Genomic DNA, 13,625 nt, shown 5'->3' with positions numbered 1-13,625 from the left:
GCCTGGGAGGCGCGGCACGGCGCCTATGACCGGATCTTCGTGCGCGGTACCGAACTCTTGACCCGGCTGCTGGACGAGCCGGCCTTTTGCGACCGGATCGTGGGCTATGCGCCCAATGCGATCCCGGATGTCACCCAGCCCGAACCCGAATGGGTGCAGTTCGGGCGGCAGCGGCGCATGCCCGTCGTGGTGCAGAGCGAAACCGCCAAACGGGCGCTTGAAACGCTTTCGGATTATCCCGCCCATGTGGTGCATGCGGTCCCGCCCGTGGTGTTCCAGGAGGACGCGCCCGAACCCCGGCGCGATGGGCCGGCGACGCTGTGCTATTCGGGCAAGATCGATCTGCAATACGGTCTCGACTGGCTGCTCGATCTCTGCGCCGATCTCGAGACCCGTCCCCCCACCGAGGGAGAGATCCGCCTGCGCCTGATCGCCGGCAAGGATACCCGCCGCAAGGCGCATCCCGATTTCTTTGCCGGGATGGACCGGCTGCGCGCCCGGGTCGCCCAGGGCGATCTTGCGCATGTCGAGTTGCATTCGAACCTGCCGCATGTGCAGGCCAAGGCGCTGATGGCAGGGGCCGATTTCGCCTTTTGCCTGCGTCACAACCGCTATGACGACGTGATCGAGATCTCGACCAAGATTGTCGAGTTCTGCGCCATGGGGGTGCCGCCGATCCTGAACGACAGCGAGTTCAACCGGTCGCTGTTCGGCGCGGATTATCCCTATCTTGTCGATATCTCGCAGGGCGATATCGTCGCGCGGATCCGCGGGATCGTGCAGCAGCGGGGCACCCCGACCCATGATCTGGCCCGCGACCGCGCCTTGCAGATCGCCGGGCGGTTCTCGGCTCCGGCGCTGGCCGCCAAGCTGGGGCGCGCGATCCGCGGGCATGGGCGGCCGGGCGTCAGCCTGAGCCCCGCGCCGCGCCATATCCTGATCGCCACCCACGAGCGGAAATTCCTGCGCCAGATGACCGACCGGCTGCTGGCCGATCCGGGTATCCGGCTGAGCTGGGAGACCTGGGCCAGCAGCGTCAAGCCCTCGGGGCAGCCGCATGTGCCCGCCGATGTGGATACGGTCCTGTGCGAATGGTGCTGCGAAAACGCCGTCTGGCACAGCCACAACAAGCGTCCGGGCACCCGGCTGCTTGTCAGGCTGCACCGGTTCGAGGCCTTCCGGGATTTTCCCGAACGGGTGCAGTGGGACAATGTCGACGCGCTGATCGTGGTGTCGGAGTATTTCCGCGACCTGATGGTGACGCGGTTCGGCGTGGCGCCCGAACGGGTGCATGTGATGCCGCAATATATCGACTGGCATGAATTGCAGCGCCCCAAGCTGCCCGAGGCGCGCTTTACCCTGGGCCTGGTGGGGATCAACCCGTTCGAGCACAAGCGCTTTGACCGGGCCATCGACTTTCTGGTGGCCCTGCGGGCCCGCGACCCCCGGTTCCAGCTGGCGGTGCGCAGCGCCATGCCATGGGAGATCGAATGGGTCTGGAGCCGGCAGGACGACACCCGCGCCCGGTTCGAGGCCCAGTTCGCGCGCATTTTCGCGGATCCGGATCTGGCCGGGGCGATCCGGTTCGACCCGGCTGGCCCGGACATGGAGGAATGGTATCGCGGCATCGGGACCATCCTGTCCAGTTCCGACACCGAAGGCTGCCATACTGCGGTGATCGAGGGCATGGCCTCGGGCTGTTTGCCGGTGGTTCATGACTGGCCCGGCGCGCGGTCCCTGTTTGACGGGTATGTCCATGAGCGGATGGAAGATGCCATCGCCGGGGTGATCGCCTTTGCAACCGATGCGGATGAACCGGCCCGGCGCGCGGACTTGTCCCGGATGGTGGCATGTCACGATCTGGAGTGCTGCGCGGAACGGTTGTTGAAGCTTTAGGGGGTCGGACCGTTACGGATGCCAAGCGGCCCCGGTGACATGTGCCCATCGAATGATCAGAAGTCGCGTGAATCCGCCGATAGGTGCCCTGCTGTGTCCAGGGGTGGAAACTTTATGTTTGGTCACGTAAAAAAGTGTGTAGAATAATATGGTGTTTTGGATCATGAGTGCTGGGGGGCAAGAAGATACACGACGCATGACGCGTTGTTCCAAACAACCCGGATAATTATCGTTAATAGACTGTCAGATCTTGTTGCAAGAGCTGGATCAAAGGAATTTTTGTTATGAACCGCAAGATTTTCGGTACCGATGGCGTGCGTGGCCGCGCAAATGTTTATCCCATGACCGCCGCAACCATTGTTCACCTCGCGACAGCGGTCGGGCATTATTTCGGCCGCGACCACAAGCGTCACCGGGTGGTGATCGGCAAGGATACGCGGCGGTCCTGCTACATGCTGGAAAACGCCCTGACCGCGGGGTTCACCGCCGCAGGCATGGATGTGTTCGCGCTGGGGCCGATGCCCACGCCGGCGGTGGGCCGTCTGACGCCCTCGATGCGGGCGGATATCGGGGTGATGATCTCGGCCTCGCACAACCCGCATTACGATAACGGGATCAAGTTCTTTGGCCCCGATGGCTACAAGCTGAACGATCAGGCCGAAGCCGAGATCGAAGAGCTGATGATGCGCGACCTGCCCCTGGTCGATGCCGAATATGTCGGACGCGTCACCCGCCTCAACGATGCGGTCAGCCGCTATGTGGAATATGTCAAGACCACCCTGGCGGAACGGGTGCGCCTGGATGGTCTGAAGGTCGTGCTCGATTGCGCCAATGGCGCCGCCTACAAGATCGCGCCGGAAGTCCTGTGGGAACTGGGTGCCGAGGTGATCCCGATCGGGGTCACGCCGAACGGCTACAACATCAACGAGGATTGCGGGTCGACCTCTCCGGCGCGGGCCGCGCGGGCGGTGCTGGAGCACAAGGCCGATGTGGGTATCTGCCTGGACGGCGATGCCGACCGGGTGTCGATCATCGACGAGACCGGCGCCGTGGTCGATGGTGATCAGATCATGGCCTTGCTGGCCACCAGTTGGGCGGCGACGAGCCGGCTGAGGAACAAGACGCTGGTGGCCACGGTGATGTCCAACCTGGGGCTGGAGCGGCACATGCACCGGCATGTGCCTGCGGCTGGAGCGGACCCCGGTCGGGGATCGCTACGTGGTCGAGAAGATGCGGGCCGGCGGCTTCAACATGGGCGGAGAGCAATCCGGCCATATCGTGCTGACCGATTATGCCACCACCGGGGATGGCCTGGTCGCGGGGCTGCAGGTTCTGGCCGCGCTGCAGGAAAGCGGGCGCAAGGCAAGCGAGATCTGCCGTCAGTTCGAACCGGTTCCGCAAATGCTGCGCAACATCAAGATCAAGCCCGGGACCGCACCGCTGGAACAGCTGACCGTGCAGCAGGCGATCACCCAGGGCAATGCCCAGTTGCAGAAGAAGGGCCGTCTGCTGATCCGCAAATCGGGCACCGAACCGCTGATCCGGGTAATGGGCGAGAGCGAGGACGAGGGGCTGCTGAACGGTGTGATGCAGTCGATCGTCAACGAGATCGAGGCCGCGACCTATGCGCCGCAGCACCAGCCGCTGAGCGCCGTCGGCTAGAGCCTGTCCGTCAGGACCGCGGCAACCGGACATTTCTGTTGTGAACCGGCGCGGCCCCTTGCCGGGGGCCGGCTGTCGCCGGGCATCGGTCGCCTTGCGGCGATGCTCAGATCCGGTTGAGCAGACAGGCGATATAGAGCGCGATGGTGCCGGCCGCGCTCTGACGATAGGCACCGGAGTCTTTCAGGGATTTCAGGCGTTGCAGGATCGGGCCGCTGCGCGCGGCCTTGTAATGATCGAGCGTTTCCCGGGCCTGCGGTGTGAACCGGTGCACGGATTTCTCGAGTGCTTGCAGGCCGATTTCGTTCCAGTCCTGAAAACGCCCCTGCGCCAGCGCCAGAAACCGCAACAGCTTGGCCCGCAGCGACAGGTTCGCGCCGATCTGGTTGTCGCCGTGCTGGCGATAGGACAGGATCGGCTCGGGGTCGTAGATGACCTGCCCGCCGCAGCCGGTGATGATCTGGTAGAGCCACCAGTCATGCGCCACGGGGGCGGTGGTCTCGTCCAGCGTTTCCTGCACCAGGGCCAGCGCCGCGTGATTGAGCACCATCGTATTGCCGCCGCCGATCGACTGCACCAGCGCGTTCCTGAAATCGGGCGCATGGCGGAACTGTTGGGACAGGCCGATGGGGGCCAGGTTTTCGGCGCAGATCATCGTGCGCGCGCAATAAAGCCCCGGCTGGCCCGGTGGCAGCTCGGACAGCAGACGGACGGCGCGGTCCAGCTTGTGCGGGAACCAGATGTCATCCTGGTCGGACAGGGCCGCAAAGGCGGTCTCTGGCGGGGTCTTGCGCAGCAGAAACAGAAAGTTGCGGGCAAACCCTTTGCCCGGCCCCTGCAGCAGGCTGATCCGGTGGGTGCCATGCGCCTCTCTGAACCGTTCCAGGATCGCGGGGCTGTCATCCGACGACCCGTCATCGGAGGCGATCAGGGACCAGTTGCGATGGGTCTGGGCGACAAAGCTGTTCAGCTGTGTCTGCAGATAGGGGGCCCCCTGATAGACCGCCAGCAGGATACAGATTTCGGGCCGTTCCGAAGAGGGAGATGTGTTTGACATCATGGCGGATCGGGAACCTGGCTGCTGATCTCGTCCAAGGGGTGCGCCCCATGCATCGCAAATAGTCGTGGCGAAAGTCCAGTGCTGTTTGCGGTCGCGCGGCATATTGGGTTCCCCGCGGGTGTTGCGTCCTTGAGCGTGGTTGCGACCGGTGCATTGGCGTTTCTTTGAAATCTGACCTGCATAGTCCGGCGCCAGATCAGAGACGTAGGATGCGCCCATGCCCGACACATCACCGCGACTGAGCTTGCCCTATCTGCAACCGTCGCAGGCTCAGAAACATGTCACTCACAACGAAGCCCTGCAAAGGCTGGATGCCCTGGCGCAGCTGACTGTCGTGGCGATCGGGTCGGAAACCCCGCCCGCCGACCCCGCCGCGGGGGATATCCATGCGCTGGGGGCGGGCCCGACCGGGGCCTGGGCCGGCGAGCAGGGCAAGCTGGCGCTGTGGGACGGAAGCAGCTGGCAGTTCATCCTTCCTGCGGAGGGCTGGCGGGCCTATGACCTGAGCTCTCAGAAGGCGCATGTCCATACCGACAGCGGCTGGAGCGCCGAACTGGACCAGATACAGAATGCCGATCTGGTCGGCGTTGCCACGACCGCCGATGCCGGCAACCGTCTGGCCGTGGCCTCGGCCGGCAGCCTCTTTACCCATGCGGGTGCGGGACATCAGCTCAAGATCAACAAGGCATCTGCCGGGGATACGGCGAGCCTGCTGTTCCAGTCCGACTGGACCGGACATGCCGAGATGGGGCTGGCAGGCGATACCGCCTTTGCGATCAAGACCAGCGCCGATGGCAGCAACTGGTCCGAGACGCTGCGGCTGGATCCGGGAACCGGGACCATCAGCCTGGCCCCGTCCGGGTCCGTCCGGGCCACGCTGTCGGACAGCGCGTTGCAGCTGGATGCGCCGCTGACCGGAACCGCGGTACAGGCCGATGCCCAGGACAGCACGCCGGGGCGCGTGATCACGGTTGGCGGTTTCGGTCTTGGGGCGCACCTGCCGGACCTGAGCGGCGATGTCTTTGCCGACGGGGTGCGGACCGGGTTCCATTTCGCGCGTCCGGTCGCAAATGCCGGGGCCGCCGACACACCCGCGTCAGGCGACTGGTATGTGGCCAAGCTTGCGCGGCAGGCGGGCGAGGCCGTGGCCCTGGCCATTCCCAAGGTGCCGGATCAGGCCCTGTGGTGGGGCGGCAAGCAGGGTGGCGTGGTCGGAACCTGGCGCCGGGTGATCGACACCGGCAACGTGGTCGGAACCGTATCGGGGACCGGAACGGCGCCGACCGGCGCGGTGCTCGAACACGGTGAGAATGCCAACGGCTATTACACCCGCTTTGCCGATGGCACCCAGATCTGCTGGCGCCGTAACTGGGTGATCGGTCCGGGGGTGGAAACCTGGATCTTTCCGGCGGTCTTTGGCGGCGGCCAGGCCACGATCAGCATCACCGGAACCTCGACCAGCGTGTCCGTCGCCCGGATCGTCACCGGCCTGTCCTCGAGCTATCAGGATGCCTCCATCCGGGTCTGGGACAAGGATGGCAACGGCACATCGGCGGGCATCTCCCTGATCGCGGTCGGACGCTGGACCTAGCGGCGGTCAAACGCTGCTTCACGCCCCACCCTCCAACCCTCTGGATATCGCATGCCCGGTCCCGCGTCCGAGCGCATGCCTCAAGGACAAAGCGAAGATGCATATTTCATTCACCCCGATGCGCCGGGACGACCGGCTGGAGCTTGTCAAACAGGGCGATGTCCTGACGATCAATGGCGAGGAGTTCGATTTTTCCGCTCTGCCCGAGGGGGCGGTGCTGCCCCGCGATGCGGTCAGCTGCGACTGGCTGACATCGGATGTGGAGCGGATCGGGGGCGTGATCCACCTGACGCTGATCTTGCCGCATGGGGCCGATGCGACCCCGGAGCGGCTGTTTCCCGCCCCGGTCGAGGCCGGGGATGGCCGGGTCCCGCTTTCGGGAGACCCCGCAGATGAAATGGAGGCCTGAGAGCATGGCAAATATCGACTTTTCGCGCGTCGTCACCACCGAGGACAAGGCCGCGCTGCAACAGCAGATCCTGTTGCAGGACCGCAAGGCGGAATGCCGGATGCGGATCTTCGCGGTCTGCGATGAAATCGCGCAGATCAATCTGGCCGCCGCCGCCAGCGCCGGCCTGCTCGATGCGGCGCAGATGCAGACCTATCGCGCCGGGCTGACCTGGATCCAGGCGATGCGGGCCGCCTGTGCCGATGGCAACTGGCCGGAAACGCCGCCGGATGTGCGGGAACTGGCCGCGCTGTTCTGAGCGCGGCCGCCCTGTCAGATCGTCAGGTCCCAGATCCGCACATCTCCGTCGTCGAAGCGGAAATACTCGACGTCGATCAGGTGGTCGGTGCCGTCGGGGCCGCGAACGGTGACCGCGTTGTCGGCGGTGCGGGTCAGGGTGTATTCGGCCCGGTCGCCGTCGAACAGCGCGTAATCCGAGCCGGTGCCGCCGTCGATCGTGTCATTGCCGGCGCCGCCCTTGAGGTAATCCACATCCTCGTAGCCGAACAGGAAATCGTCGCCCTCCAGCCCAGACAGCTGGTTGCGCCCGGAATTGCCGGTCAGCCGGTCGTCGAACCGGGTGCCCACCAGGTTCTCGATCTCGAAATAGAGATCGCGCGCCGCGTCGCCCCGGCTGCCATAGCCGGTCTCCTGCCCATTCACCCGGGCGCCGTTGCGCAGGCTGGCCGTCACCCCCTCGCCGGACATGAAATAGGTCACCGTGTCGATCCCGTCGCCGCCGAAATAGCGCTCGCGCCCGCCGGCCGAGCCCACGAACCAGTCGTAATCGCCCAGGCCCCGGAAATCGTTGGAATTGCCGTCGCCATAGAACACGTCCTGCCGGCCCGAGCCGGTCACCCGCTCGATGCTGATCAGGGTCAGCCCGCTGGCCAGGTTGGTGTTGTTGGCCGGGTTGGCCAGGTCCACCAGAACCCCGGTCGCCTGCGCCCCGGTCGGCGGCGCGCCATCGGTTGAAAACGCATCCGAGATCGCGTTGGCGCCGGTGTTCTGCCATTCGACAAAGGTGACCATGTCCTGGCCGGTGCCGCCATCCAGCGTGTCATTGCCGGTGGTGGCCACGAACCAGTCGTAATCGCCAGCGCCGCGCAGGTGGTTGGCCCCGGCATCGCCGCGGATGTAATCGGCATAGATGGTGCCGGTCACCCGCTCGACATTGCTGAGCTGCATGGTTTCGCTGCCGTCATGGCTGCGCGCGGTGCCAGCCTCCAGGTCGACATCCAGCCGGAACTGCAGATTGGTCCGCCCCGGCGTGTCGGGCAGGTCGATGAACGAGACCATGTCGTTGCCGTCCCCGCCATCAATCGTGTCATTGCCACCCCCCGGCGTGATCCAGTCGGCACCGCCCCGCGCCTCAATCCGTTCCGCCGCAGAGGTCCCGGACAGAGACTCGCCCCCATCCGTCCCGGTGATCGCTTCCGGCAGGGTTTGCGCCTGAAGCACGGAAAAGCTGATCGTCCGGTCGCTGAACCTGATCTGCTCCACATCGCGATGCACAAGATCGCGGCCCTCGGAGGAGACCAGGATCAGACCGGCATCCGTGGTTTCGATCCGGGTCTCGCTCGAGGCCACGTTCAGGCGGACGATATCGGTGCCGCTGCCGCCGATCAGGGTATCGTTGCCGGCTCCTCCCGTCAGGGTGTCGTTGCCGGCGCCGCCTTCGAGCCGGTTGGCCACGCCATTGCCGGTCAGCTGGTCATTGCCGCGCCCGCCGATACCGTTTTCGATCGTCACCCCGTAGGCGATCATGTAGCCGCCCACACTGCGCGCCGAGGTCGAGCTGTCGGACAGCGAGGCCCAGCCCAGCCCGCCGGCCTCGGTCCGCAGCGTCGCCGCCCGCAGGTCGATCACCGCGGGGCCGGTGCTGGCGCTGAAATCGATCGCATCGGTGCCGTCGGCGTCCCAGATCGCGACCAGTTCCGAGGGGATCTCATAGACATCATTGCCGGTCCTGTGGGTCGTGTTGGCCCCGTACATCGATTGCAGCCCGGCGATATCGAGCACCATCAGCGAGGTCGGCAGCGCCACGTTCACATTGGGAAATTCCCGAACCTCTCCCTGTTGGTAGGACATCACCGTGTAATAGATGGAGTTGAAGCCGAAATCCCCCGGAGAGGAGACGCTGGTGACACCCGGCAGCGTCAGGGTGTTGAACCCGGTATCGAACGGATGACCCAGACCAAAGGAATGGGACAGCTCATGCGTCAGCAGCGAGGCGTCGGCGCTTTCGACCACGAAGATATTGCCGCCGGCATAGCCCGAAAAGCCACCCGGAACAGCCTGGACGATTTGCAGGTTGATATCGGCGCTGGCCGCGTTCGAGGTTTCGCGCAGGGTGATGTTGGCCACATCCATGAGATCCTGGGCGGCCGCCCGAAAGCTTGCCTTTTCCGCCGCGGTCCAGGCCCGGGTGACGCTGGAACCACCGGGAAAATTCTCGGGATTGTCAACCGGCTGCAGGGCCGGGGCAAAGGAGTATTCCACCACGCCGCTGCGCGTGAACTGGCTGGCCACCGCTCCCAGCAATGAATGTGTGGCCCCGCTGAGCCCTTCTGCGCCTGCCATGTCTGTCGTCTCCTGCTCGGTCGTTTTTTGGTCGTTCCGGTTCGTGTTCGGTTGTCCCGCGGCAAGGGCGGTCTCCTAAGGGAGCAATATGTCGATTATATGCCTTGGGCGCGCTAACTCTATGCTAACGGCCCCCCGGATAACAGGGGAGCGGGCCATGTGGGGCCGGAACGTGCCGGAAAGGCCTCACAACTCCAGATCCCAGATCCGGATATCGCCGTCGTCGAAACGGAAATATTCCACGTCGATCAGCCTGTCGGTGCCGTCCGGCCCGCGAACGGTGACCGCGTTGTCGGCGGTGCGGGCCAGGCGGTATTCGGCCCGGTTGCCGTCAAAGAGCGCGTAATCCGACCCGCCGCCGCCATCGATCGTGTCATTGCCCCGGCCGCCCTTGAGATAGTCGATCCCGCCATATCCGAACAGGGCGTCGTTGCCGGCCAGGCCCGACAGCTGGTTGCGCCCGGCATTGCCGCCCAGCCGGTCGCCGTAAGGCGAACCGATCAGGTTCTCGATCTCGAAATAGAGATCCAGCGCCGCATCGCCGCCGGTGCCGCGCCCGGTCTCCTGTCCCGCCACCCGGGCACCGTTGTTGAGCGCCGCCGAGACCCCCGAGGTGGACCGGTAATAGGTCACCGTATCGACCCCGTCGCCGCCGAAATAGCGCTCGCGCCCGCCGGTCGAGCCCACGAACCAGTCATAGCCGCCCAAGCCCCGGAAATCGTTGGAATTGCCATCGCCATGGAACACGTCCTGCCAGCTCGATCCGGTGATCCGTTCGATGCTGACATAGCTGTGCCCGTTGGCCAGGGCGCTGTTCCTGGCGGTATCGGCCAGGTCCACCACCACCCCGGCGACATCGCGGGTGGCCGGCGGCGCGCCCGACCCGAACACCGATCCCGCCACCACGTCGCGGGCGCCCTGCCAGTCCACATAAGAGACCATGTCCTTGCCATTGCCGCCGTTGAGCGTGTCGTTGCCGGGGGTGGCCACGAACCAGTCGTAATCGCCCAGGCCCCGCAACTCGTCATCGCCGGCGCTGCCCTTCATGTAATCGGCATGGATGGTGCCGGTCACCCGCTCGACCGAGATCAGCCGATAGGTATTGGCCGCAGAGGTCTGCGCGGTGCCGGCCTCCAGGTCGAGATGCAGCAGGAACTCGGTATTGCTGCGTCCGGCCCGGTCCGGCAGGTCGACAAAACTGACCATGTCGCGCCCGGTGCCGCCATCGATCGTGTCCTTGCCGGTGCCCGGCACGATCCAGTCCCAGCCGCCGCGCGCGCGGATATGATCGTTGCCGGCACCGCCAGAGAGCGTGTTGGCGGCATCGTCACCGCTCAGCCGGTCATTGTGGCGCGACCCGGTCACCGCCTCGATATTGCGCAGCGTGTCGCCCAGGGCCGCCCCCGCATTGGCGCCGCTGTCGGCCAGGTCGACGATGGCGGCGGTGGGGGCATTGGCATAGCTGATCGTGTCCACCCCGGCGGCGCCGTCGATGGTATCGGCGCCTTCGGACCAGATGAAGGTGTCGTTGCCCGCATCGCCCAGCAGCGGCAGGGTGGGCGGCATCACCGCCCGGCCGTCGCTGAACAGGATCCGCCCCTTCAGGTCGTCGGCGGTGAGGCTGCGGCCGTCATGACTGCGGATGGTCAGAATCTCGTCCCCCCAGCGCAGCGACGCCCCACCCGTTGCCGAGAGCACCCGCAGCCCGCCCGGATCGGTCAGAAAGCCGAAGCCGGACAGGTCGATCCGGTCCTCGGCCCGGTTGAAATCCTCGATCCGGTCGCTTTCGGCATCGGGCGAGATCACGAACAGATCTGCCCCCGCCCCCCCGGTCAGCGTATCGCGGCCCTGACCGTCGATCAGGATGTCGTCCCCGGCCCCCGCCGACAGGCGCTGGCCGCCGTCCAGCGCCGTCAATACGTCGCGCCCGGCGGTGCCGTCGCGGCCCCGGGCGGTGATGCCCACCTCGCCCAGGTCGAGCTGAAACCGGGTCAGCCCGGCATCGCGGGCCGAAAGGACAAAGAGGTCGATGCCGCCCGGCCGTTCGACAAAGCGCAGCTGCCGCACCCCGTCCAGCGCGGTCAGCATCCCGTCCACCACGCTGTCCAGCAGGGCCAGCCGCCCGCCCGGCAGCATCTGGAACAGCGACAGCCCGCCATCATTGCCGGCGATGGCGGCAAAGACCTGCCCGTTCACGGTGATCGTGTCCAGCGCCGCGGCCCCCGCGAACCGGGTGCCCAGCGTGTCCAGCGCCTGATCGACAAAGCGCAGGCTGCCATCGGCGCCGATCTCGAGTACCGTCAGCGAGTTGCTGCCATAAGAGGCCACCAGCGCAAAGGCCTGGCCGCCCTGTTCGACCACCTCGACCGCGGTGGGCCGGTTGATCGGCAGGAACTCGCCCCGGCCGAAACTGTCGATCTGGCGCAGCCGCCCGTCCGACCGGATCTCGAGCAGGTTGACGCCGCTTTCCAGCGCCGAGACCGTCACCACGAAGGCCCGGCCATCCAGCGTGATCCCGTCCATCGCCGAGACCCCGCCCAGATAGCGGGCGCTGTTGTCGGAGACCGTCGAGGGCTGGGTCGGCACGCCATTTGCATCCAGCCGATAGACCGCCGCCCCGGACCCGGCGCTGCGGGCGGCCACCAGATAGGCCTGGCCGCCGACCTGCCGCACATGCAGGGCCAGCAGATCCCCGGCAAATCCGGTCTCGTCCAGATAGGCCTGGCCGCTGCCCTCCCTCTCCATCAGGCGCAAGAGCGTGGCCCGGTCCAGCCGGTGGCTGCCGCCCTCGATCTCGATCTCCACCTGCGTGGCGTTGCGCCCGGTATCCCGGGTCCGCACCGCACCCGTGTCCAGCAGGGCGCTGCCCAGCTGCCATTCGCTCTGCGTCCGGGTGACCGGGTCCTGCAGGACCAGCACCGGCGTGCCCCCCCCGTCAGACACATCCAGCCGCGCCACCTGGCTGAGCAAAGGAAAATCGGCTGTCCAGATCGACTGGACAAACGACAAAACCCCCATTTTTCAATCCCACTCATGCGCCCCCACGCACGAGCTCAGGATTGTTAAAAGAGATTAACGCAGCCTCTTTCAAACATGGCGAAAGCAAGGCTTCTCGACAGCATTCTATTAAAACAGATTAAGGTCCGGTGAAGCGGGAGGGGCCGGAAACCCGCCTGCCTCAGGGCCGGAACCAGGCCCATCCGCGGCCGGGCCGGTTCCGGGCTGGCGGCATCCGGTAGAGCGCGGCGGCCAGCCGGGCCCAGTCATGCTCACCGATATCGTCGCGGAACAGCATATCGGCGGGCGGATCGGCCTCCTGGAAGGAGAAGCCCGGCTGCACCGGCTGCACTCGCGCGGCCAGCTCGGCATTGCCCGGCGCGAACCGGCTGCGGAACTTGACGTATTCATAGCGCGCCAGCAGGCTGGTGGGACGGTCCGGGCCGCGCCCCTGACGCAGGCTCTCGGCGATCCGCGCGCACATCTCCGCCGGGGGGCGCTCGTCCGGGCCGGCAATCAGGCTGGCCAGGTAATAGACCAGCGGCTCGGGCGAGATATTGCCCTGATCCGCCGAGGGCTGGCGCAGCTCGCCAGCCGCCAGCCCGGTCTCCAGCAGATCGAGAAAGACCTGCGCCAGCCCGCCGGGCGCGGCGCTTGCCTGATGGTAATCGACCAGGTGGATCTGTTCGGGGGGGAAATGGCCGATCAGGGTATTATAGACACTGGCATGGTCGATCCGGACCCCGCTGGCCATGCGCTTGTCAAAGGCGCGCCGCACATAGGGATGGATCGCGCGCGGCCCCACGTTGCGGGCCTGATGCAGCCAGACCGATTGCACCAGCTCGGCCTGCCGCCGCATCGTGTAGACCAGCCGCAGCTCTTCGAACCCGGACAGGCGGCGGGCCAGACCCGCCAGATCCACCCGCCGTGCACCCCAATGCGAGAACAGTTCCGAGGACAGCAGCACCGTGCCCGACCCCCGGGCATGGCGGTCCAGCTCCTGCCACAGCGCCTCGGCGCCACCGGCGGCCCCGGCGGCCTGCAGCGCCTCGGGCACATCCAGCCAGAGCGCGGTCAGCCCGTGCTGGGCATAGCCGTCGCCGGTGGGCGGATAGATCACCCCGGCCCGCGCCAGCAGGTCCCGGTTCAGGTGGAACAGATGTTGCAGATAGGTGGTGCCGGTCTTGTAGGCGCCCATATGCAGGACAAGTCTCGCCATCGTGCCGCCCCTAGCTGTCGGGCCGTGGCGGGGCGGGGGCGTCCAGCGCGCGCGCCTCGCACAGGCCCAGCCCAGCGGTTGTCGCCAGGCATCCCAGAACCCGCTCCATCGCATGGGCGGTGGTGCCGTCGACCAGCGCCTGTTCCGGCTCGAAATCCGCGGCACCCAG

General features: G+C 66.1%; 8 protein-coding genes and 1 pseudogene. 5 read left to right on the top strand and 4 right to left on the bottom strand.

Annotated features, from left to right (window positions below; genetic code table 11):
• Nucleotides 1–1,896 (top strand): glycosyltransferase family 4 protein (locus tag AC2FL1_RS22500; RefSeq protein ID WP_496878405.1); only part of this gene is annotated, 1,896 nt, incomplete at its 5' end.
• Between the two features lie 284 nt (nt 1,897–2,180).
• Nucleotides 2,181–3,558, top strand: a pseudogene (gene glmM / locus AC2FL1_RS22495) (phosphoglucosamine mutase).
• Nucleotides 3,559–3,664: 106 nt separating this feature from the next.
• Here the strand turns inward: glmM and AC2FL1_RS22490 are convergent.
• Nucleotides 3,665–4,615 carry a glycosyltransferase gene (locus tag AC2FL1_RS22490; protein ID WP_496878404.1) on the bottom strand — a complete coding sequence of 317 codons (951 nt, stop codon included), beginning with the start codon at nt 4,613–4,615 and terminating at the stop codon, nt 3,665–3,667.
• A gap of 220 nt (nt 4,616–4,835) precedes the next feature.
• On the opposite strand from AC2FL1_RS22490, the gene AC2FL1_RS22485 reads away from it, so the two are divergent.
• The 3 genes from AC2FL1_RS22485 (at nt 4,836) to AC2FL1_RS22475 (ending at nt 6,916) form a co-directional block, all read left to right on the top strand.
• Complete coding sequence (locus AC2FL1_RS22485; RefSeq protein WP_496878403.1) at nt 4,836–6,209, top strand: DUF2793 domain-containing protein; 1,374 nt, start codon at nt 4,836–4,838, stop codon at nt 6,207–6,209.
• Between the two features lie 97 nt (nt 6,210–6,306).
• Nucleotides 6,307–6,618, top strand: coding sequence for a hypothetical protein (locus AC2FL1_RS22480; RefSeq protein WP_496854877.1), 312 nt, complete (start codon nt 6,307–6,309; stop codon nt 6,616–6,618).
• Nucleotides 6,619–6,622: 4 nt separating this feature from the next.
• Nucleotides 6,623–6,916, top strand: a complete 294-nt coding sequence (locus tag AC2FL1_RS22475; protein ID WP_496854879.1) for a hypothetical protein — start codon at nt 6,623–6,625, stop codon at nt 6,914–6,916.
• A 14-nt stretch (nt 6,917–6,930) separates the two neighbouring features.
• Here the strand turns inward: AC2FL1_RS22475 and AC2FL1_RS22470 are convergent, their stop codons facing one another.
• The 3 genes from AC2FL1_RS22470 to AC2FL1_RS22460 form a co-directional block, all read right to left on the bottom strand.
• Entirely contained in the window at nt 6,931–9,240 is a 2,310-nt protein-coding gene (locus AC2FL1_RS22470; protein ID WP_496878402.1) for a M10 family metallopeptidase C-terminal domain-containing protein, read from the bottom strand.
• A 186-nt stretch (nt 9,241–9,426) separates the two neighbouring features.
• Nucleotides 9,427–12,258, bottom strand: coding sequence for a M10 family metallopeptidase C-terminal domain-containing protein (locus AC2FL1_RS22465; protein ID WP_496878401.1), 2,832 nt, complete (start codon nt 12,256–12,258; stop codon nt 9,427–9,429).
• 160 nt (nt 12,259–12,418) lie between these two features.
• A complete protein-coding gene (locus AC2FL1_RS22460) occupies nt 12,419–13,456 on the bottom strand; it encodes a hypothetical protein (protein ID WP_496878400.1) in 1,038 nt (345 codons plus the stop codon).
• Nucleotides 13,457–13,625 lie beyond the last annotated feature (169 nt).

Source organism: Ruegeria sp. YKSF070 (genome assembly GCF_059612725.1).
Note: the sequence above shows the minus strand (reverse complement) of the source record. Positions and strands in the feature narration are given on the sequence as shown.